The sequence below is a fragment of the Aeoliella fuhlenseeensis genome, from assembly GCF_052161615.1.
Taxonomy (GTDB): domain Bacteria; phylum Planctomycetota; class Planctomycetia; order Pirellulales; family Lacipirellulaceae; genus Aeoliella.
The window spans coordinates 3,922,521-3,943,441 of record NZ_CP197417.1 but is presented as its reverse complement, the minus strand read 5'-3'; the positions used below and the strand labels follow the sequence as shown (position 1 = coordinate 3,943,441).

Below are 20,921 nucleotides of genomic sequence, written 5' to 3'. Positions count from 1 at the left end.
TAGCGACTACATCCGCGGGTACAGAATTCACCACACTTCCCCTACTTCGAATTCTCGAGGCAGATCGCGGTTTCGGCAAACAATTTCCCTAAGTACCGAAATCGGCTTGCTTTACGCGTTCTTCGATCCCCCTTTTCCACAACGGCCAGCACGCCTTCCGCTTCCAATAGAAAGAGCCACCGGCTCGCCGTGGTGTGATCGACGCCCAACAAGCGGCCGGCGGTGCGGCACGATAGATAAAATGGCCGGCTAGGTGCTCCGCGCTGCAGTTCTCGGCAGATTGCCACCAATAACCGCAGCTCGGGTTGCTCGAAGTGCTCGGCCTCGATGGGCGTCTCGGCGCAACGCGCGCGGTCGAAAACTAGGGCCATCGGTTCTTTTCCCAGGGGATACAGGACGTTCGGCCAGCCTTTAAGGAAGTCGATCCAAGTTTCTTCAAACGCCTTGGTATTCATCATGGGCAGCGCGTCGCGGTGCCACCGTTGAACGATCGGTTTCAACTGGGCGGGCTCGGTGTCGGATAAATCGGGAATTGCCTTCAACGCCCGGCACAACTCGAATACTTGCTGGTGCCGTCGACCAGGACCCCGCGGAAGGGTTAGGGCAATCGCCTGAGCAATCTGGTCATTTGGGTTGCCCTCAATTTTTTCGAGAAAAACACCGTCCGTGTTAATTGCTTCCGTTATCTCTGTTTGGCTACGTGTTCCTCCGTGATCTGTGTGCTCTCCGGGTTCTCTGTTGCATGGTCCGAAATCGGCAAGCGGTGGATCGATCGATGGGGGCTCGGATGCTTCCCCCGGTTCAGCCAGCCCAGCGGCGAGCAAGTCGATCACCGGCAGCGGGCCCCGGGACAGCGGTACCGTCCACTGGTACTGGTGACCCGACGGATGGGTCGATGGCGGCAAGGCGCTATAGCAGCCCACGCCGGCGCGGAGCTCACCGTCTCCCAGGTGAATAGCTCCGGTGCCATCCCGTTTTCCAAGCCGCTGGCGGACCGCCTGGACGTTCTCGGGGGTAGCTCTGGCGTACACGTGCCGTCCACGCGCCGTGCGAACCGTGGGCAGCGTCCGGGCCAGCTTGGGGAAGTCAGCTGCCCACAATGTGTAACTCTTGAGCGTGTCGAAGTCGCGCGATACGAGACCGCCCGACGCGTCGCCAAATATCACCGCCACCCCCAGCGATTGGTCAGCGAACCAGTTATGCAACAGCTGGTCCCCTGGGAGCGCAGTTTGGAAGCGCTTCCAACGGACGGCGGGCTTTTTGTCCGCCATCTTTAGCGGGAATATCGACCATCTACGGCCGAGGTATCCGCGCGCAGCGTCTAGTGTGGGGTTTGCCACGGTCCTACCTTGTTGCATTATGTTGCGTTTATTCCACCGGTCTGGCGGCGGGGATCAGGCGCGCCAGTTCCATTCACTCCGAGGGGGTGCCCCAGCAGCCAACCATGCCTCGACCTCGACTCGCGCGTAGCGGACCGATCGATTCAGGCGGATAGCTCGGGGGCCAAATCGGCCGTTCTTGTCGAGGGTGTGCAGGTGGCGGCTACTAACGCCAAGTGCGTCGGCAGTCTCTCTAGGGGTTAAAAGCAACTTCGTTGGCTGGGGCATCGGAAGGGTCTCCGTTCCTGGGAATGCGCGCACCTTCCACGCATCGAAACCTGAAGGGTTCGCACGGGCTGGGGTGCCGGAAAACAACGTAAAGACGGGGCAGTTAGGTGGACTCGCCGCGACCCCGGCGTGTGAAGATCACAAGAATTTTGGCGCGCGTATCTTGCATTAACGCGCCGCTCTTGGGACTATTGAAGCGTCTGGCAGTTCTCCAATTTCAGACTGTGGGGCTACTGGGCAAATCGGAGGTCGACCGTTGCAGCGGTCGGCCTTCTTTTTGTTTCGACGTTGGGTGCTTAAGTGCACCACCGTTCAACTCGATGCATCATCATATCCGGGTGCTCAAAAATTTCGACATGCTCGACGCAATTTTCTCGGATGTTTGGCTCTTCCTAAACCATTATTGGTAAGCGGTTTACGACGAGCCCCGTCGGCAGTCGCGAAATAATGAGGGGCGATCGCTGGGGTTCACGTGAAACGCACGGGGCGCAATGTGGGTCGAAATGAAGGCAGTTGAGCTAAGTAGCCCGTGGTGTTTCTTCGGTACCCGCCAAGTGCCACCGAGCGGGTGCACGTGGCGTTTAGAAACCTTAGGGCCTGGGCGAGTTCCGTATTGGTGGAGGCGAGTGGGTCCAACGCAGAAGCTTGCCGGTTGATGCACATGAACGCATCATTGCCGCCAACCGAGTGTTGAGAAAGTTCGCGCTACATTGCGCTACGTCAGATGTGTTCATTCGACCACTTTTCCGTCACTTTCCAACCCTCCTTGGAATGGTACATACCTTGCGACTTGAGTACCGGAACAAAGTTGCTTCTAAAGGTCGCTAAGGATACGTCAATATGTTTCGCTATCAGGAGTTGCTTTTCGACGGGGCCGTACGCTTTCACATACTGGAGCGCCTTTGCAAGTTTGGCCGCGTCGCACCCTCGGTTAGCGGCCGAATTCGCTCTGTGTCGATCGCCCGCCCAAGACCTTCCCGTCTTCCGAAAGTCAGCCACGGCTTTCGCTTCGCGAACAAGCTCGTCTAGCACAAGCTCGCCGTCCGACACGGTAGGTAACTGTCCTAGTCGGGCAAGAAACGCCGCTAGATCGCAAATATATCGTTGCATCTCTATCTCATTAGCTTCTGTCCACTCATCTTCTGGAATTGAACTAAGGGTCTCTTTCGCCTCGAAGTTGGGAATTGAAATGGCAAAAACCCGGTCGCATGCGTACTCGATCAGCTCTTCAACAAAGTTGAATGCGCTAGTGAAAAGCGACGCTTCGCCGAAGAACGACGAGTACACCAGCGGTGGTTCATATAAGTCGGTAGATTCCAATCGTACTTGGGAGACTTCTCGTAACCATGCCCGGTCTCTCGGTTCCGTGGGCGGCTTCCAGACAATTTCACCGAGGAGTTCACACAGTGGCGCGGACCCAATGGGCGGCCTTGCATCGACTAGCGATTCCCCACCCACACTCAGCCCATGCTCCACGAGCTGCAAGTATGTAAGAAAGTGATCGCAACTTTCCAGTAAATTCGTCCGCACGTCCTCTGGCAAAATGGCCAAGTCGATACTTGGGATATAAGCGTGCATCAACCCACCTTTCAAAACAGCTCACCCGGGTGGGCGTGAAAGGTAGGGAACGCGCCGCACCCGTGGCGAGCCTAAAGCCGATGATCAGTCGGCGTGTGTCAAAACGGTACTAATTCTAGCGTTTGCGGTCGCAGGTTAGTATGCTACTGCACACATTCTCAGAGAGGGTAAAGAAGTGGAAGTAGATCGATTTTGGGAAACGTGGCCGCCGCCCGCTGTCTCCCGCGTTCTGTGGTTCCTAAGTTGCAGCCTCTCGGCTGCTATGGCTACTAAAATCTACCCAGCGACGGAAGTTGCTCCGGGGCTGCTGCCGTTTCTAGCTCAGGCAGCGATGTGTGGTTCCGTCTTGCTAATCGGTTGGATAGTTTTCTACTTGCCCCTTTGCATCGCGTGGGACGTCCAGGACCAGATCCGAAGGTGGTGGCGGGGCCGGCGGAACAAATAGCAACCCTGGGCGGTCGGGTCCTTCGGGCGACCGCCACCACGGTCGGGGCAAGGGCAATCGCACGGGACGCCGATATAGTCCGTCCGCCGGCCGCTCCTACTACTACCACCACGCTTTGAGGCGTCGCGTACGTATGAATTGCGCAAAGCGGCTGGACCCCTATCGTGGGAGTCGGTGGGAAGGACCCGACGAGCGCAGCGCCGCGGCAGGCCTCCCCAGGGGCCTCCATAAGCCCCCCTAGTGGAAACCTGCCAAGAATCACGCCGAGCTAAGCTGTCGGTCGTAGCGGCGGACGTGGTACAATCAGCACGCCCCCGGGGGGTGCTCTGATTTTCGCGTCCGCGTGTCTCCGACCGTAACCACCGCGGCGCTAAAATCTCGGGAGCAAAAAGGTATTTGGTCCCGGGGGAGTATGGGGGAGTTGTACCTATCGTCCTGGGGGGCGTGGGGGGCTTGTGCGCCTACTTTTTGCCCGGACCCCCAGGGTCGCGCATGGTTCCCCGTGTGATTAACCCTGCGTTCAGACAGGCGGCACCAGCGGGGTACGCCCCGCACTAGCAGCGGGCCCGATGGTCCGGCTAATCTAGGGTTCGCTCGCGCGGGCGCTGCTCTGCGTGGGGTTCTGCGTTTCTCCCCTTTTCGCCTTATACCCGCCGAGCTCGATGGATCACTCGCCCGCCGTGCCAACCGATGGCAGCAACGTTGACAACTCGCGCGAGGCGCGGATCACGCGGTTCGTGGAATGGGTTCGCGACCACATTAGCGGCGATGAAAAGGGCGAAGCTCAGCTATTCGTCGACCGGCTGCTCCAGGCGTTCGGCCAAAAGGGGCTGCTCGAAGTCGGCGGCAAAGCCGAGTTCCGCATTAAGAAGTCCGCCGAGGATGGGGGCGGAACCTCGTTTGCCGACTACGTATGGAAACCGATCGTTCTGATCGAAATGAAGAAGCGCGGCGTCGATCTGGCCAAGCACTACAACCAGGCGTTCAAGTACTGGGAGCGGTTGGTACCAGGACGGCCGCAATACGTCGTGCTGTGCAATTTCGACGAGTTCTGGGTTTACGATTTCAATACGCAGCTCGACGAACCGGTCGACCGCTTGGCGCTCGCAGATTTGCCCGAGCGGTGGGGCCCGCTCGCGTTCCTGTTTCCCACCAGTGAAGCGCCGAAGTTTAAGAACAATCAGGAGGACGTGACGCGCGAGGCGGCCGATCGGCTCGCCACGCTGTTTAACAAGCTGATTGGTCGCGGGATCGAGCGGGAGCAGGCCCAGCGATTCGTGCTGCAGTGCTTGGTGGCGCTGTTTGCTGAAGATATTAAGCTGCTCGAAAAGTACACGTTCGCCCGCTTGCTCGATGACTGCAAAACGCCAGCCCAGGCGTACGATCTGATTGGCGGACTGTTCGTCGAGATGAATACGCCGGGCATCACCGCCGGAGGGCGCTATAAGGGGGTCGACTATTTCAATGGAGGGTTGTTCGCCGATCCGGTGCGGTTGGAGCTCCACGAGGACGAGGTGGCACAGCTTGCCAAATCGGCCGAAGCAAACTGGTCGAAGGTTCGACCCGAGATCTTCGGCACGATCTTTGAGCATTCGGTCGAAGCCGAGGAGCGCCACGCTTATGGCGCGCACTTTACCTCCGGCGTCGACATCATGAAGATCGTTCGCCCCACGATCCTAGAACCGTGGGAAGCGATGATCGATGGCGCGACCACCCAAAAGCAGCTCGAAGCCCTTCACGATCGCCTGCAAACGCTTCGCGTCCTCGATCCGGCTTGCGGTAGCGGAAACTTTCTCTACCTCGCCTACCGCGCCATGAAGCGTTTGGAGCAGCGCATCTTCGAACGGCTGGACTCGCTGTCCAAGAAAGGGAAGCAGACCAAACGTTTATCGTTCGTGACTGCCAAGCAGTTCTATGGCATGGATATTAATCCGTTTGCCGTCGAGCTCGCCAAGGTAACGATGATGATCGCCCGCAAGCTGGCGATCGACGAGCTACACATGGACGAACGGGCGCTGCCGCTTGATAACTTGGACGCCAATTTTAAGGTTTGCGACGCGCTTGTCACTCCATTCGAAGGGGGAGTGTCATTTCGTACGGATTGGCCACCAGCGGACGTGATTATTGGCAATCCACCGTTTCTGGACGCGAGAAAGGTCACGCTGGAACACGGGATTGCCTACGGGAAATCCCTTGAAACGCTTTACCCCGAGATAACTCGCCGGTCTGACTACTGCGTCTATTGGATTCGCCGCTCTCACGATCATTTGCCCGAGTGTACGCCGGAGGACCCGTTTGCTGGCCGTGCTGGCCTAGTTGGTACACAGAACATTCGTAATAACGAGGCGCGGGAAGGGGGCCTCGAATATGTCGCGAAGTCCGGTACCGTGATCGAAGCAGTCGACAACCAACCGTGGAGCGGCGAAGCCAATGTCCACGTCTCGATCGCCAATTGGGTAAAGCACAGCTTGCCACCGCGGTACACGCCGCGCGAACAGCGGATGATCGAGAGCAAGTTGCTCATTCCGGCAAAGCGAAAACTTTGGTCCAAAATCGACTCATCGTTACGACCGGCCGGTAGAAGAAAGGCCGGGCAAGGCTCAGCTGCTAAGGTGTTCGAGCTGAGTCTTGAACTTGTGCCACAAATCAATTCCGCATTGTCGAGCGAAGTGGATTTGTCTAGCGCAAAGGTGCTTGAAGTCAGTCGCAACCCTAAGTCGTGCTTCGAAGGCATTCAAACCGGCCATAAGGGGTTCGTCATCACGAAGGCGGAAGCCGAGAGACTACTAGCACTTTATCCAGATTCCACGGACTATGTTAAGCCATTCCTGAACGGTGCGGATCTACTGACAGGTAAATTCCTGGTCGATCCCGAGTACGTTATCGATCTCAGCAGAACGAACGCAATCGAAGCATCGCAATTCCCTAAGGTTTTGGCGGTAATACAAGAGCGCGTTCTTCCCGATTGGCAGAGCAACGCGGCTAAGGAGCTCGACAAAACAGGAAAAAGCACGGGCGAACATCAGAACCGCTTGCAAACTTGGTGGGCATTGAAGCGTCCGCGGCTCGACTTACAGGAAGCAATGTCCAAGCGGAATCGGGTAGTCGCTTGTTCCGCTGTTATGAAGCGCCCAACATTCGTATTCCTAAGCTCAAGAATTCTGCCGACCAACGCATTGAAGGTGTTTACGTTCGATGACGACTACAGCTTTGGATTATTGCAATCGAACACACACTGGCAATGGTTCATTGCCAGATGCTCGAAACTAAAGAGCGACTTTCGTTACACGCCTGAAACAGTCTTCGATACCTTCCCTTGGCCTCAGTCTCCGAGTGTCAAGCAGATCGAAGCGGTGGCGAGCGCGAGTTGCGAAATTCGTCGGGTTCGCGACGATGCGCTTTCCAAGATAAAAGGCGGCCTGCGCGCGGTCTATCGCACGCTGGAGCTACCGGGCAAAAATCCACTTAAGGACGCCCAAGCGGCACTCGATAACGCAGTGCTTCAGGCCTACGGATTCGACCCGCGCAGCGACCTACTCCAGCAGCTGCTCGATCTGAACCTCGAAGTCGCCGCACGCATCGACAAGGGCGAACCAGTAACCGCCCCCGGCATCCCGCCGGACTACCCTAACCCATCCGAGCTGGTGACCGACGATTGCATCCGCCCGGCGTGAGTGAATCGCAACATGTCTGAAATACAGAATCGGAAATCGAGCTCTGGGTCTACCAAGCGATCGAGCGTTTACATGCAACTACTAAAGTACTTCTACACTCCCAATCCAAACTCGCTGATAACCCTCAGCAAAGAGGATTACGTTGCGTCGCTTCAAAAGGACGAAAAGAAAGCAGAAAAGGCGTACGCTCAAGCTTGGGATTCGCGGAAGTTTGAGATCGAGTTGTACTGGAAACGCGCTACCTACTTTTGGGCGCTAATCGCCACCACGTTTGCTGGCTATTTCGCTCTGGTCAACTCCGCGAATTACAAAACAGAAGATCCGTATCACCACGCGGAAGTCTACTTCGTTATTTGCATCGGATTCGTGATGTCTTGTGCGTTCCTTTGTATCAATATCGGTAGCAAGTCTTGGCAACGCCATTGGGAAACTCATGTCGACTTGCTCGAAGATTTGGTAGTTGGACCTCTTTATAAGACCGTAAATCAAGAGAAGACGTTCTCTGTTTCCAAAATCAACGAAATAGTTAGTGCAATGCTCGTCATGGTTTGGGTGCTGATCGCCGCGAAGTACTTGGTAGACCAGGATTTGATAAATTGGAATCCGTGCGGAATGAACTTGTTCGTAGTGATTGCAAGTCTAGGGGCTTTTGGGTTTTTGTTCGCCATGCTCTACGGACACGGTAGGGGGCGATTTGGTGACCGCTCCGTCAGGATGTATCGCCGCACATTCCGATTTGAAACGGCCACGCCCTCGAAAAAGTAACCAGACTTTATCCTAAAGGGCCGCATCTATGACAATTGCTGCATGCTATGTATCGTCTGAAGGAGTTGTGCTTGGCGCGGATAGCACGACTACAAACTTCGTCACCACCCCCAGCAAGCCGGAAGGAGAAACGCATCGCTTCAACTACGGTCAGAAGGTATTCGAAGTTGGTGAAGATTCATCTATCGGAATAGCGAGCTGGGGGCTGGGATCACTCGGGGCGGTGAGCATTCGAACGTTAGTCGCTCAACTAGGCGACGAACTGAAGCACTCCCCGTTGCCGACTATGAACGAAGTGGCTTGGCGATGGTCGACCCTTTACTGGTCGCAATATTGCATTAACTTAGCCGCAGAACGTTCGGAGCTATTTGAGATAAAAAATAAGGGTGAGGAAGCCACCGCGGAAGAGAAGCAAAGGTATAACGATCTTCGATTCAAGCTATCGGTCGGATTCTGTGTGGGTGGGCACACTAAGGAACGCCGACCAGAAGCCTACGAGATTTGGTTTCGGCCCGAAGAATTTAACCCAGCTCCGCCGAGCTCGATCCTCCCCGGCTACCCGCGGTTTTGGGGGTGGTCCAATCTCATGTCGCGGTTAATGTACGCGATGGATGATCCCCTCCTGTTTGCAATTATGAATTCGGGAAAATGGGGTGGCACCCAGGACGAGCTAATTCAAATCGTCCTTGACAATCGTCTCGGCCAAGCCGTAGACTTGCCTTTGAGGGACGCGATTGACTGGGTGTACTCTTCGATCTACACGACCATAAAAGCGATTAAGTTTTCGCACCTCGAACCTGCTTGCGGCGGACCCATAGAACTGGCTGTCATAACGTCGGACAGGAAGTTTCGTTGGGTATGCCACAAATCTCTCGATGCGGCTTTGGATACCTAAAATGCTTAACTGGCACGACGAGCAAAAATCTCGGAATACCATCGAGCGGTACGCCGAAGAGCAGCGGCACGTGACTACCCAGCGCCCGTCGCCTCAGTCACTCGACGAGTATCGTCGCGTCCTCGGCGACATTGTTAGCGTAGATTTCGCTCCTGGAAGTCGCCCCAGTTGGCTAGGGACCACTGGCAACGTTAACCGCTAACGCGGTTAGCTTATACGTGGTCCCTGACACTTGCTTACTACGCGTCGCAAGGTTCTTGGTTGTTGGGCGCTAGCTGGCCGGCGCGGTTGCTTCTACCTCCGCCGACCACCAGATACTTTGCTAGCCACTCCCGCGCCCGATGATCACCCTTGAGCGCCCGCTCGTAGGTGACTCGTACCAGTCGCTTCCATTCCGAATCGGTGATGGTTTCTTCCATTGCCACTAGATACCGGGAAGGGGGCCCCTTGGGCGGCCGCCCCGGACCTCCTGGATTCCCCGCCTGGAATCGGCCATTTTCGGCGCGCATGTCACTCATTTTAGAAACCCTCCGTTTCTAAACGGCTATAACGGGCAAGAAGGGTAAGGATCTCCCCTTTTTGGGTGTTCCCAAGTGTTCCCCAGGCGTCGATGACGCGCTGCAAATCGGGATCGACCACCACCGATTCGCCCCCAAGTGCACCGGATTCTGCAGCGCTCGGAAACTGCTCGCGCCCTAAGTCGTTAGTGCTACAACTGTTTACGCCAATCGCTTCGAGTCCGGTCTCGGCTACTGTTGGTTGTTTCTTTGACTTATAGGCGAGCGGGGCCCGTCAAGGCCGTGGTTGGCCTCGTCCCTGAGCAACCTCCCCGCCCCACGCGAGTAAAGTCCCACTTCTGCGACTTTTTCATTGGGTGCGACTTTACTCTTCGGCGGCATTTGGGCGGGCATCAAAAAGTCTCGTGTTTTCTCGGCTGAAGTCATCATTTGCTCCTGGGGTGGAATTTAATAATGTCGCAGGGGTAACCCGCAGGTGCGACTTTACTCTTCGAAGGTTGCGAGTAGGCCGTATCAAGCTCCGCGCCGCGTGCGGCGCTTAGGGTGTTGAGTTGTAGAAACCGTCGCAATGGTCTGCTTGATTGGCGAGCGTTTTCAGTTTCTCACGCGAAGGCGCAAAGACGCGAAGCGGTTAGCTCCGAAGGAGCGCGCTGTGGTAGGCCAGGGCGCAGCCCTGGCTCGGGTAGGTAGTTTTAGTTCGCGCTAAGTTATCGCGTCCCGTTGGGACTACGGGTCGTCGTCGGAAACGAGTTCCCAGGACTTCGTCCTGGGCTGTCGAAGCGCGCCACTTCGTGGCTACGGGAATAGAAGCGCGAGTGGTTGAGTATTCGCGATTGGATTTAGCGTAAATTGCCGCACGCGGCGCAGGCTTGATACGGCCTACGACCTCTTCGCCCAGCACGCCCCACGCGTGCAATGAACAAGTTGTATTGTAGCATATGTACACACGTGTGTCAAGTGCTGATGTGTACGCGTGGGCATTTTGTGGGAAATGGTTGTGGACAAGGAAACCTGCGAACTACAGACCCCTATGTCATCCTGAGGGAGCCCTAGCGACTGAAGGATCTCCTGCGCCATTGGGAAAGTATTCACAGGGGGCGAGATTCTTCGGGTCGTGCTACTCCCCTCAGAATGACACGCGTTTAAGGTCCCTGCATGTTTGCGATCGCTATCGCCCCTCCGGGGCTTTTGGGGCACTGGGGGTCAGTGGTCCCGGGGCTCGCGCCCCGGGCTAGGCGCTGTCGCCGCTCCGCGGCTGTGAAAAGGGGAATGCGCGAGCTCGTGCAAGTCGCGCAACTAACTGAGGGCTCGCGGGGCTCGTCCCCAGGCACCCGTAACGAAAGAGCACGCGAAGGCCTCGTGTGCTGCGCACACGGACACGCGGCCGTGGGGAGCTTGTGAAGAAGCAGGGCGGGAAGCGGCCGAGTGTCCGTGCTACCCGGTTTGGGCCAGGGCCGCGGAGCGGCCATCCATGTGTTCCCACGCGGAGCGTGGGAACGAGAGAGGGAGCGCTGGCGGTGGCTAGCGTTGTTTGCTCGAGAGCGCTAGGTCGTGCGTGAGTGCTTCGCTGGAGGTCACGCTGAGAGTCAGTGGCGTGGTTACCGGTTCGCTGTAGGCGGTGGGGACCGGGACGGGTGGGGCGGGGATGGTGTCGCCCTCTTTCCAGCCCGCAGGGAGTTGGGCGGAGGTTTGCACGACGATTTTGTACTCCCCTTGCGGCAAGGAGAGTTGATACCGGCCTTCGCCCTGGGTCATTGTGGCGAGGGGGCGGCTACTACCTGATGGGTAGAAGCTCACGGCACACGGGCCGACCGGTTTTGCGTCGACCGTAACGGTGCCGGAGACGAGTGTTGTCGGTGGGCCACTGTTGCAGCCAATCGCAATGAGCGTGGCGACACCGAGTGCCAGCAAATAATTACGGGACTTGGACGTCAACCTCGCCTCCGTTGCGCGACGCCTTAGCGGTGTAGACGGCCGAGCTGATGTCCTCGGTAAGGAAAGCCACGCTGCCGTCGCCGTAGGCGAAGTTGGCGCCCCCCATGTGGAAGCTGCCGAAAGGCAGGTCGTTGACCGAGATGGTGCGGGCCGAGGTGTCGGGTACCGGGGGGCGGTCGGTAGCGTTATCGTGACCGACGTAGCAGCTCACGTTGAAATCGTGATTGATGGGCAGCTTTGCCGTGATGTTCTTCATCGAGAAGTTCGCCGCTACTGGCTGGGGGCCTTCGGGCGTGACGGTCGAGGAGAGCAGGGCGGGATAAGTCGGGCGTCGCCAGTAAGCTCCTGCCATCCACGCGCGGGCTCCGTACCAACGCTCGCCGAGCATGAGGGTGTTGCTGGTGCCGTCGCTCGCGCTCTTGAGTTTGACGGTCCAGTCTTGAATAAGGAGCCCGTCGTAATTGTTGTTGGCGAACGTGCCGGTAAGCGAGTTGGCGACGCAGTAGATGCCGGTCTTACGTTGGTTGGGGCATTGGCCGGTGCGGCTGTAGTACGAGCCCGAGACGCCTGCGTAGCTCATCTGACGGCGATCGGCGGTGAGGAACTTCTCGCGCTGGTAGCGCATCTCGGGGTCGCTGGGGCAGTAGTACATCGGCATGATCATGCGGTTGAGTTCGTCCATGCCGGCGGCGTAGGCATCGCCTTGCTTGGAGAACTGATTGATCGCCAACTCGGTGACGACGCTGCCTTCGCAGAACGGAAGGATCCAGACGGGCCAGCCAAGTCCGCTTTGCTGCTCGCCTGCAGCGTTGACGCTGCCAGGAGGAAGGGTGCCGTGGGCCGACTCGTAGTTGAGGCACGCCAGGGCGATGTTCTTGAGGTTGTTGCCACAGCTTAGTCGTCGTGCCGACTCGCGGGCCGCTTGGACGGCGGGCAGGAGCAATGCGACGAGGATGCCGATGATCGCGATGACCACCAGCAGTTCCACGAGCGTGAAGGCGGTGCGAGGACGAAACGCCCGGTTGGTGACAACACCCATGCCGACTTCCTCCAAACAAGAATCGAAAAGCCTGATGCTTGTATGGTAGAAGAATTGTCGGATGGTGCGATGCGTTTACGCGCACTTATTTCTGCGCGTTGCGCATGGGTGCTCAGAGTGAAATCGGTCAGCTAAAGAATGGGGCGCGGATTAGCGCGGATTGGGCAGGATGAACGCGGATCACGCCATCGCTGAAACTTCACCGACAGCAGCACATCGCGTGAGCGGATTCCTTACGCAAAATCCGCGTATATCCGCGTCCTGTTTTTCTTTTCTTGCCGTTCCTGCACATAAGGAAGAAATACAAGTTGAAGGCGCAGGCCTTGCGAGTGCGCGAATTCCTCAAATGGCTTCGGGCTCGGAGAGCCCTCCCACAGTTGGACCCTCGTCTACGGGAGAACCACGGGGTTCTCTAGCACTTCGATGGTGCCGGCGTTCGCGTCGAGGCGGACTTTGGCGCCGATGGGGAGCGTGACGTTGTTCGCTTGATGGCCGGCGGGGAAGTTGGCAAGCACCGGATACTTTGCATCCGCGAAGAAGCCTTTGAGTACGTCGTCGATGGTCTTGATTTCGCCCGCGGTGTCTTCGGTGTCGCGACGGGTGAACGAGCCGAGCACGACGCCTGCGAGGTCGTCGAGCATGCCGGCCGACTTCATCGTTTGCAGCATGCGATCGACGCGATAAGGCGCTTCGCCAACGTCTTCGATGAATAGGACGTTGCATTTGGTGTCGATCTGGTAGGGGGTGCCCATCATCGCGGCGACGAGCGACAGGTTGCCCCCCACGAGTTTGCCTTCGCCAGTGCCGGGGACCATGGCGATGGGCTTGGGGACGTTGCCATCGGTGGGTTCGACTTGCAGTACGTATCCGGTCCCATCCTCGTATTGATCGGCGAGGATCGCCCGCCAGAAGGTGCGGTCGGCAATCGGGGGCATGCCGCCGCTTCCGAGGCCACTTTGCGGAATGGGGGAGTGGAACGTGATGAGGCCGGTCTTCTGATGGATGGCGTTGTGCAGTGCGGTAATGTCGGAGTAGCCCATCAGGATCTTGGGGTTCTTCGCGATGACGTCGAAATCCAACAGGTCGAGGATGCGAGTCGCTCCGTAGCCGCCACGCCCGGGGAACACGGCGTCGACTTCGGGATTGGCGAACGCGGCCATTAGGTCCTTGGCACGTTCTTCGTCGGTACCCGCCAGGTAGTCGTCGCGGTTGAACACGTTGTCGCCAAGGATCACTTTGAATCCCATCTTTTCGAGCACGCCCTTGGCTTGCAAAATGCCATCGCGGCTGACGGGGCCAGACGGGGCGACGATGGCGATGGTGTCGCCCGGGGCGAGTGCCTTGGCCTTCTGGATGGCGGGCTTGTCTGCGGCCAGCAAGTGCGAAGCCTGGAAGGTCATCAGGAGGCCCATCAGCAGGAGAGTCGATTTCATAGCGGGAGCACAATTCGTAAGAGAGTTGGTCAAAGCAGAGCTATTGATTGAGTGGCAGCGAGAGGTACGCCCCCGCGTCGACGCCGGCGAGTTCGCCCTCGCAGATCGCGGCAAGTGCCGTGAGGAGCGTGACGTAGTGGAGCTCTTCGCGCGTGCCGGGTGCGTCGTCGACCCAGCCACCCGCTTCGAGCAGCACGGTCGACGTGCCCTGAGCCTGGACCCACTCGCCAAACGCAGTGGGCATGTAGCCGGCTTCGTACCGCGTGCTGTGGCCGGGGAGGAATCGCTCGCCACAGGCAAACATTTCGAGCGCGAGTTGCCGCGCCCGGAGGATGCTCGGTGTTTCGCGGTCGGCCTCGTCGAGTGGCGGGGCGAGGACGCTCAAGATGGCGACTCGGTCCGAGCCCTCAACTTTTTTGTCGGCACGCTGATTGTGCAAGTTAAAGCCAAACGCAGGGCGGAGTTCGCGGACGACGTTTCGGAGCACGTTGCCCTCGGGAGTGTCGAGCGCCACGGCGTCGCGATTGATGTCGAGATCCTGGGCGTTTTCTCGGGTCTGACGCTGCGCACCATCCGGGTTGAGCATCGGCAGGACGTGCAACGTGCACCGATCGAGCAGTTGGCCATCCCCATCGAGCGATTCGGGAGCTCGCACGAGGGTGTTCAGCAGCGCAAAAGCCACCGACGTGTGCGTCGACTCGTCGCCGTGCATTTGCGTCCAGAGCAGTACGTGACAATCGCCACGGCCAATGGACGCGAGTTGGATCGTGCGACCTTCGAACGAACGGCCGACCTCGCGAACCGACAGCGGCCACTTCGAGCCCGAGTTGCGGCTCACTTCGACCAGTTGCTCCAGCACCTGCTGAACATCTTCCGAGCGAATGTCGCTGGAGGGTAGGGGGCCGAGCTGGTAACGGCTGTAGAGTTTACGGAAGCGGCCGTCGCGGGCGGAAAGTTCGGCGAAGGGGAACTCGCGGGCTCGTGTCGTCGGTTCGCAGGTGGAGTCGGATTGCATCATGCTATTGGCCTTCGTTGTTTCCTTGCTCGACAGCGGGGCGAAACGTGCGGGCCTCGAGGCCCGCCTCCTTTTCGGTCGGCAGCGACCAGACGTAGCGGAACAGGTTCCGCATGTCGGCGTAGCGAGCTTGGTTGCCCTCGGATCCGAGGATGACACCGAACGTCTCGCGACCATCGCGTTCGCCACACGCAACGAGACACGCCCCCGCCGCACCGGTGGTGCCGGTCTTCACGCCGAGGTAGCCCTCCTGCTTGAGGAGCTGGTTGGTGTTGTTCCAGACCACGTCACGGTCGTAACCGGCGAGGGATGTCACGCGGTAGACACGCTGGCGAGTGGAAACGATGTCGCGAAACATTGGGTTTTTCATCGCCTCGCGTGCGAGCTTGGTCATGTCCCAGGCGGTCGTCACGTGGCCTTCGGCGGGAAGGCCGTGAGGATTGCGGTAGCCGGTGTCGTTCATCTCCAGGCGCTGGGCTTCGGCGTTCATCGCGGCGATGAAACGGTCGTAGCTCGAACCTTCGCCGTTGGGTGTGATTTGCTCGCCAAAGTGCTCGGCGAGCGCGACAGAAGCATCGTTGCCCGAGGGGAGCATCAGTCCGTAGAGCAATTCCTTCACGGGGAGTTGTTCGTCCGCGCGGAGATTGGAACTGGAACCCGAGGTGTCGTCGGCTCGTTTCGAGAAGGTGACGATTTGATCGAGGACCTCGGGCTTCTCCGCCGCGAGTTTGAGCACTAGGTGGGCGGTCATGATTTTCGTGGTGCTCGCTGGCTCGCGTTTCCCGCGGGGGTTGGCGCTCGCGATTTCGGTGCCGGTCTCGCCATCGACGAAGCACCATGCCTTGGCGGTGACGACGGGGGGGCCGGTGAGAGGCTCGGCAGGTTCTTTCTTCGTGTTGGCCTCGACCACCTTTTCGGCGGCCGGCGCGGCAGCCTCGGCGGTGACCAGCGGGCCGAGCGCGACCCAGAAATTGCGATCGACCACGCCGTTGGGTTCGAGCTTCGACTGTTTCTGAAAGGCGAGTACCGCCGTTTCGGTCGCGGGACCGAAGTCGCCATCGACGCCGAGACCGGGCGCCGGCTTCACGCGCTCGTTGAGGGTACGCTGAAGTGATTCGACGAGCTCGCCGGCCGAACCGAGCTTGAGTTCGCGTGCCACGGCAACCGGTTGTGCCTCGGTGTCGCCGACGAAGTGCTTGTAGGTCGCGATGCCGATTTCGGCGGCGAGCAACTCGGCTTCGTTGGAATTGGTCCACGAGTTGTCGGCGTTGGCGGTGGTCAGCACCGCGATCGCCACGGGGCCGGCCGGCGTGTAAACAATGCCGGCGTCGGTGCGCGTGTCGCCCACCGCACCGGTCTTATGCGCGACGCGGGTTCCGGCGGGCAGATGCCGCGGAATGCCGGACGTGGCGAGGCAAGCGGCCGTGCGGTCGATGATTTCCTTCGATCGCTCCTTGCTGAGGAACTCGCCTTTTTCGAGCATCTCGAATAAGCGAACCATGTCACGGGCCGAAGTGCTGCCGAGGCCGTACTTCTGGCTGCGCTCCATGTTGTTCGAGGTGTCTCGCTTGTAGACCTTGGAGTTGAGCCGGGTCTCGTCGCAGTCGAGCGACTCCATCAGTTCGTTGGTCGCGTCGAGGCCGACGCTGTCGATCACCAGGTTGGTGGCGGTGTTGTCGGAGTGCGAGATCATCAGGCCCATCGCGTCGCTGAGCGAGAGCTTCATGCCGGGCGAGAAGTGTGCGGTTAGGATACCTGAGCCAGGCACCTGATCGTCCTTCTTGAGCTCGATCAACGTGTCGAGTTTGACTTTGCCCTCGTCGATGTCCTTGTACGCCGCCAGCAGTAGCGGGAACTTGATGAGGCTGGCCGTGGGCATGGCTTCTGCCTCGCGGTAGGCGAAGGTTTCGCCGGTGCCGAGATGCTTGACCATCACGCCGACCTGGCCGCGATGCTGTTCGATCAGCGGGAGCAGCTTCTTGCCGAGTTCGTCGGTGGTCTTGGTGGCGGTCGCGGTCTCTTTCGCCGCGGCCGCGAGGCCGACTAGCAAAGCTCCGATCAAAGCCAAGGCAAAGTGGGTTCGAAGTAGCGATGGCATAAAGGAATTCTCGGCGAGGGTGGGTGCCTGTTTCGACGTAACTCTGATGGTAAGTGGGCGGGCGTTGCGGGTGAAGTCGTGGGTGCGCATCGAACTATTGCATTCGCGCACGAGTCATCCGCGGAGCGGGTTAACCGGTCGCACCGGCCACGAAGTCGGCGAGCGCCTGCTGCGAAACAGCGACGTCGCTGTAGGTGCATAGTCGACAACGGGTGGCTGGGAACGCATCGAGCGCCGTAGGGACGCCGAGCGAGGCGAGCACCACGCGCGGGTGCGTGGCGAGTTGTTCGAACAGTTGCTGCTGGCGTGCCAGCAATCCGAAGTGGTGCCACGCCGCCGGTTTGACGATCATCAAAAGGAGCAACTGCGGCGCGTCTTGGGCAGCCTGCTGAGCTTGTTGCAACTGCTCCTCACTTGAGTGTGGATCGAGTTCGAAGTAGTCGACCGAGGCGAAGTGTTCGCGGAGCCGGGGGGCGATCGGTTGCTCGGGGGGATCGAGCGGCGTGCGGAACGGCTTGGCGAGTACTACGCACAGCGGTTGCGAGGGGTCGAGATTGGGTTGGCTCGCGTCGCCGCGGGACTCGATGGCAGCCAGCGCGGTTCGGCGCCCGAGCGAGGCGACTTCGGCCTCGACCTGTTCGATGGTGGGCGTCGCGGGTTCGGCTTCGATCAACCGCTCTTTGAGGGCCAGGATTCGTGCCAGGGCGCGGTCGATCACCCCTTCGTCGAGCGAACCGTTGCGAACGGCTTGAACCAGATACTTGGTTGCGGCCACCGGGTCTTCGACATCCAGCAATAGATCGATGCCAGCCGAGAGCGCGGCGGCGCAGAGTTCGCCTTCGGTATCGAAACGGCCACGGACACCCGACATCAGTAGGCTGTCGCTGGTTACCACGCCGTCGAAACCAAGCTCGTCACGCAGCAGCCCGGTGAGGATGGCGTGGGAAAGCGTGGCCGGCACGCCCGAGGGGTCGAGCGCCGGGTAGGCGACGTGGGCAGTCATGATCACCGAGCAACCGGCTTGGATGGCCGCCAGAAACGGTGGCAGCTCAGTCGCGGCGATGCTCGCGCGGTCGCGAGGCACTTCGGGGAGCGAGTCGTGCGAGTCCTGCATGGTGTCTCCATGCCCGGGGAAGTGCTTGGCCGTGGCGGCAACGCCGTGCGACTCGCAGCCCTCGATGAACGCGGCGACGAGTTCGGCGACGCGCTCGGGCGAGTTTGCAAACGCGCGGGTGGCGATGATGGGGTTCGTGGGGTTGGTATTGGTGTCGGTCACCGGTGCAAACGCGATGTGAATACCCGCGTGGCGTGCAGCGAGCGCGGTGAGCCGGCCGAACTCTTGGGCCAGGTTCTCGTCAACGACATCGTTGCGATTCATGGCCTCGCCGAATGCCATGGCGTGAGGCAAAACGCCCAGACCGCGCATCTGCTGTCCGCAGCCGCGTTCGATGTCCGAACCGATCAGCAGCGGAATCGCCGAGTGGCTTTGCAACTTGGCGAGCGCGTCGCGGGTGCTTGGCCATACGCCATTGAACAGGATCAGCCCGCCAACGGGGCATTCGTCGAGCAAGCGGCCGATGCGCTCCGCATCAGAGTCGGCGGTGATGGCTGGGGGGAGGTTCGAGCCGATACGCACCATCATGAGCTGGGCGATCTTGGCTTCGAGCGTTTCAGGTGAGGACCAGCGTGCGGGCATGCGGGATCTAAACTCCAATCGGTTTTGCAAAGCGGTAGAAGGTTCGCGAAATTTCGGCACCCACGTGGCGCCGATAAAACTCCACGGGCCCGACCCACGGGATGATGGCCTGGGTGTAGCCCGCACTGCGCATGGCGGTAAGCGTCTCGACCAGCAGCGCTCGACCAACGCCGCGGCCTTGCAGACGTTCGTCGACCCCCATCGGCCCGAACCAGCCCGTGCCGAGGTTGTTGGCGTCGTAGGCGGCAAAGCCGACGACGCGGTCATTGTCTAGCGCGACGAAGACCGTGGGGGGCGTGTTGCGGAGCGCAACTCCGACTTCACCCTTCCACGAGGGCCAGTAATTGTCGAGCAGCGCGAAGAGCGATGGTTGGTGCTCGTGATCGCAGCGAACGATAGGGAGCGAAGCAGCCGGCACGTTTTCAGGAAGGTCGCGAAGATCGGCGACTTGGTTGCAGGTCTCGCCAACCTTGGAGAAGCCATTTTTCTCAGCCCACGCGATCGCAGCCGCGTAGCGCGCGTCGACGCCCGGCGTAAGGTAGTTGGGGGCTCCCTCGCCGAGCCGGAGTTCAGTAGCTCCGAGCGACGCGGCGTGTTGTTCGATTTCCTTCAGCAGACGAGTGGCAAGTCCTTGGCGTTGTGTGCGCGAGGATACGGCGAGGAGTTTTAGGTAGGCTCGCCTTACGCCACCGGCGTCGCGCACGATGGCAACCGCGAACCCCGTAAGCGAGTCGTCAACGACAGCTAACGTTGGGGCGAAGTCGGGGTCGCCCCAGACTTTCTCTTCGAGCAGCGCCGTGGTGAGCGGGTCGTAGCTGGCTACGTTGTTCCAGAGTTCGAGGATCGCCGGGGCGTCTTGGTGCTCGATGGTGCGGAGCGTCATGCCGCGTCTCCCGCTTCTTCGCGGCCGAAGTTGGGATCGACCGGCAGCAGCCACGTGACGATGAAACTGGGGATGGTCGATACCATGATCCAAACGAAGAACCATCGGTAGCCGAGGGCTTCTTGGATGTCGCCCGAGATGAACCCGGGAAGCATCATGCCGGCGGCCATGATGCCGGTGCAGAGGGCGTAGTGGGCGGTTTGATGTTTACCTTGAGCCAGCGATATCATGTAAAGCATGTAACCGGCGAAGCCAAATCCGTAGCCGAGTTGCTCGATGCCAACGCACATTGCGACGAGCCACAGGCTCTCGGGCTGGACGAAAGCGAGCCAGACGTAGACGAGATTCGGCAAATTGATTGCCAGGGCCATCCACATTATCCATCGTCCGAGCCCGCCTCGTGAGACGGCGATGCCGCCGAGGATGCCACCGACTACGAGCATCGCGACGCCGGCGGTGCCGTAGATGGTGCCGTTGGCAGCAACCGACAGGCCCAGGCCTCCGTTGGCTCGATCGTCGAGCAAGAACGGCGAGGCAATTTTGGTGAGTTGTCCCTCCGCGAAGCGGTAGAACAGGATGTACGCGATGCCAAACCAAACGCCTGGCTTGCGGAAGAATGAGGCAACGGTCTCCGCAACTTCAGCAGAGAACGGCGGCCGATCTTCACGTGCCACCTTAGTTTCCTGCCGAGGTAATACAAACGCGTGGTAAATCGCGAGGAACAGGAAGCATCCTGCTGCCACGTAATACGCCGTCGCCCACGCAACTGGCTTGCCCATGCCTGACTCAGCGAGCAGACCCGCGAGCACCACGAGCAGCCCGTTGCCAGCGATCGAGCCAAGGCGATAAAACACGCTCCGCACGCCGACCAGGTAGGACTGTTGGTGGGGCGTCAGGCCAATCATGTAGAAGCCATCGGCAGCGATGTCGTGGGTCGCTGAGGCAATGGCCATCGCCCAGAATCCGATAAGCGTCAGCAGAAAAAACTGCTGCTGGTTGCAACTGCTGGCGATGGCCGCGATGGCCACGGCGATGGCGAGCTGCATGGTGACGATCCACGCCCGCTTGGTCCATACAACGTCGACCACCGGACTCCACAGTGGCTTGAGGACCCACGGCAGGTACAACAAGCTCGTGTACCGCGCCATCTGCGAATTGCTGATGCCGAGGTCGGCGTAGAAGGTCCCCGCCACTTGCATCACCAGCACGTAGGGTACCGCCTCGGCGAAGTAAAGGCTCGGCACCCAGCTCCAGGACGACCAAAACCCATGCCGCGGCGGCTCGGAGCTCTCCGAGTGCTCGATGACATTTTCGGAATCGGTTTCGCGAGGTGGCATGCG

At 59.5% G+C, this 20,921-nt stretch carries 16 protein-coding genes and 1 pseudogene; 4 read left to right on the top strand and 13 right to left on the bottom strand.

Features of this window, described 5'->3' with window-relative positions:
- Positions 1-41 precede the first annotated feature (41 nt).
- The 4 genes and pseudogenes from SH292x_RS15480 to SH292x_RS15465 all read right to left on the bottom strand — a co-directional run bounded on the left by SH292x_RS15480 (position 42) and on the right by SH292x_RS15465 (position 2,927).
- Entirely contained in the window at positions 42-833 is a 792-nt protein-coding gene (locus SH292x_RS15480; RefSeq protein WP_442485888.1) for a hypothetical protein, read from the bottom strand.
- A 33-nt stretch (positions 834-866) separates the two neighbouring features.
- Positions 867-1,358, bottom strand: a pseudogene (locus SH292x_RS15475) (bifunctional DNA primase/polymerase); the annotation flags it as partial.
- Between the two features lie 36 nt (positions 1,359-1,394).
- A complete protein-coding gene (locus tag SH292x_RS15470) occupies positions 1,395-1,607 on the bottom strand; it encodes a helix-turn-helix transcriptional regulator (protein WP_442481914.1) in 213 nt (70 codons plus the stop codon).
- 720 nt (positions 1,608-2,327) lie between these two features.
- Positions 2,328-2,927 (bottom strand): hypothetical protein, encoded by a 600-nt coding sequence (locus tag SH292x_RS15465; RefSeq protein ID WP_442481913.1) that lies wholly within the window; start codon positions 2,925-2,927, stop codon positions 2,328-2,330.
- A 1,365-nt stretch (positions 2,928-4,292) separates the two neighbouring features.
- Here SH292x_RS15465 and SH292x_RS15460 point away from each other — a divergent pair.
- The 4 genes from SH292x_RS15460 (at position 4,293) to SH292x_RS15445 (ending at position 9,166) form a co-directional block, all read left to right on the top strand.
- Positions 4,293-7,304 (top strand): DNA methyltransferase, encoded by a 3,012-nt coding sequence (locus SH292x_RS15460; RefSeq protein WP_442481912.1) that lies wholly within the window; start codon positions 4,293-4,295, stop codon positions 7,302-7,304.
- Between the two features lie 72 nt (positions 7,305-7,376).
- The gene (locus tag SH292x_RS15455; RefSeq protein WP_442481911.1) at positions 7,377-8,069 is read left to right on the top strand and encodes a RipA family octameric membrane protein; all 693 of its coding nucleotides are present in this window, start codon (positions 7,377-7,379) and stop codon (positions 8,067-8,069) included.
- A 28-nt stretch (positions 8,070-8,097) separates the two neighbouring features.
- Positions 8,098-8,964: a hypothetical protein gene (locus tag SH292x_RS15450; RefSeq protein ID WP_442481910.1), complete on the top strand. Its 867-nt coding sequence runs from the start codon at positions 8,098-8,100 to the stop codon at positions 8,962-8,964.
- 1 nt (position 8,965) lies between these two features.
- A complete protein-coding gene (locus tag SH292x_RS15445; RefSeq protein ID WP_442481909.1) occupies positions 8,966-9,166 on the top strand; it encodes a hypothetical protein in 201 nt (66 codons plus the stop codon).
- Positions 9,167-9,203: 37 nt separating this feature from the next.
- Here the strand turns inward: SH292x_RS15445 and SH292x_RS15440 are convergent, their stop codons facing one another.
- The 9 genes from SH292x_RS15440 to SH292x_RS15400 form a co-directional block, all read right to left on the bottom strand.
- Positions 9,204-9,482 carry a hypothetical protein gene (locus SH292x_RS15440; RefSeq protein ID WP_442481908.1) on the bottom strand — a complete coding sequence of 93 codons (279 nt, stop codon included), beginning with the start codon at positions 9,480-9,482 and terminating at the stop codon, positions 9,204-9,206.
- Between the two features lie 1,521 nt (positions 9,483-11,003).
- Positions 11,004-11,417 (bottom strand): hypothetical protein, encoded by a 414-nt coding sequence (locus SH292x_RS15435; protein WP_442481907.1) that lies wholly within the window; start codon positions 11,415-11,417, stop codon positions 11,004-11,006.
- Positions 11,398-12,456 carry a DUF1559 family PulG-like putative transporter gene (locus SH292x_RS15430; RefSeq protein WP_442481906.1) on the bottom strand — a complete coding sequence of 353 codons (1,059 nt, stop codon included), beginning with the start codon at positions 12,454-12,456 and terminating at the stop codon, positions 11,398-11,400. The genes SH292x_RS15435 and SH292x_RS15430 overlap by 20 nt, the downstream gene beginning before the upstream one ends.
- A gap of 389 nt (positions 12,457-12,845) precedes the next feature.
- Positions 12,846-13,889 carry a S66 peptidase family protein gene (locus tag SH292x_RS15425; protein ID WP_442481905.1) on the bottom strand — a complete coding sequence of 348 codons (1,044 nt, stop codon included), beginning with the start codon at positions 13,887-13,889 and terminating at the stop codon, positions 12,846-12,848.
- Positions 13,890-13,929: 40 nt separating this feature from the next.
- Positions 13,930-14,907 (bottom strand): M14 family zinc carboxypeptidase, encoded by a 978-nt coding sequence (locus SH292x_RS15420; protein ID WP_442481904.1) that lies wholly within the window; start codon positions 14,905-14,907, stop codon positions 13,930-13,932.
- 1 nt (position 14,908) lies between these two features.
- On the bottom strand, positions 14,909-17,002 hold the full coding sequence (locus SH292x_RS15415; protein WP_442481903.1) for a serine hydrolase: 2,094 nt from the start codon (positions 17,000-17,002) through the stop codon (positions 14,909-14,911).
- Between the two features lie 130 nt (positions 17,003-17,132).
- Complete coding sequence (locus tag SH292x_RS15410) at positions 17,133-18,698, bottom strand: glycoside hydrolase family 3 protein (RefSeq protein WP_442481902.1); 1,566 nt, start codon at positions 18,696-18,698, stop codon at positions 17,133-17,135.
- 7 nt (positions 18,699-18,705) lie between these two features.
- A complete protein-coding gene (locus SH292x_RS15405; protein ID WP_442481901.1) occupies positions 18,706-19,581 on the bottom strand; it encodes a GNAT family N-acetyltransferase in 876 nt (291 codons plus the stop codon).
- Positions 19,578-20,918: an MFS transporter gene (locus SH292x_RS15400; protein ID WP_442481900.1), complete on the bottom strand. Its 1,341-nt coding sequence runs from the start codon at positions 20,916-20,918 to the stop codon at positions 19,578-19,580. The genes SH292x_RS15405 and SH292x_RS15400 overlap by 4 nt, the downstream gene beginning before the upstream one ends.
- Between the last annotated feature and the right edge of the window lie 3 nt (positions 20,919-20,921).

Excerpts from the sequence above, each read along its gene's own strand:
- SH292x_RS15470 (WP_442481914.1), bottom strand. The coding sequence starts at position 1,607 with ATGCCCCAGCCAACGAAGTTGCTTTTAACCCCTAGAGAGACTGCCGAC.
- SH292x_RS15460 (WP_442481912.1), top strand. The coding sequence starts at position 4,293 with ATGGATCACTCGCCCGCCGTGCCAACCGATGGCAGCAACGTTGACAAC.
- SH292x_RS15455 (WP_442481911.1), top strand. The coding sequence starts at position 7,377 with ATGCAACTACTAAAGTACTTCTACACTCCCAATCCAAACTCGCTGATA.
- SH292x_RS15450 (WP_442481910.1), top strand. The coding sequence starts at position 8,098 with ATGACAATTGCTGCATGCTATGTATCGTCTGAAGGAGTTGTGCTTGGC.
- SH292x_RS15445 (WP_442481909.1), top strand. The coding sequence starts at position 8,966 with ATGCTTAACTGGCACGACGAGCAAAAATCTCGGAATACCATCGAGCGG.
- SH292x_RS15440 (WP_442481908.1), bottom strand. The coding sequence starts at position 9,482 with ATGAGTGACATGCGCGCCGAAAATGGCCGATTCCAGGCGGGGAATCCA.
- SH292x_RS15430 (WP_442481906.1), bottom strand. The coding sequence starts at position 12,456 with ATGGGTGTTGTCACCAACCGGGCGTTTCGTCCTCGCACCGCCTTCACG.
- SH292x_RS15425 (WP_442481905.1), bottom strand. The coding sequence starts at position 13,889 with ATGAAATCGACTCTCCTGCTGATGGGCCTCCTGATGACCTTCCAGGCT.
- SH292x_RS15420 (WP_442481904.1), bottom strand. The coding sequence starts at position 14,907 with ATGATGCAATCCGACTCCACCTGCGAACCGACGACACGAGCCCGCGAG.
- SH292x_RS15415 (WP_442481903.1), bottom strand. The coding sequence starts at position 17,002 with ATGCCATCGCTACTTCGAACCCACTTTGCCTTGGCTTTGATCGGAGCT.
- SH292x_RS15410 (WP_442481902.1), bottom strand. The coding sequence starts at position 18,698 with ATGCCCGCACGCTGGTCCTCACCTGAAACGCTCGAAGCCAAGATCGCC.
- SH292x_RS15405 (WP_442481901.1), bottom strand. The coding sequence starts at position 19,581 with ATGACGCTCCGCACCATCGAGCACCAAGACGCCCCGGCGATCCTCGAA.
- SH292x_RS15400 (WP_442481900.1), bottom strand. The coding sequence starts at position 20,918 with ATGCCACCTCGCGAAACCGATTCCGAAAATGTCATCGAGCACTCGGAG.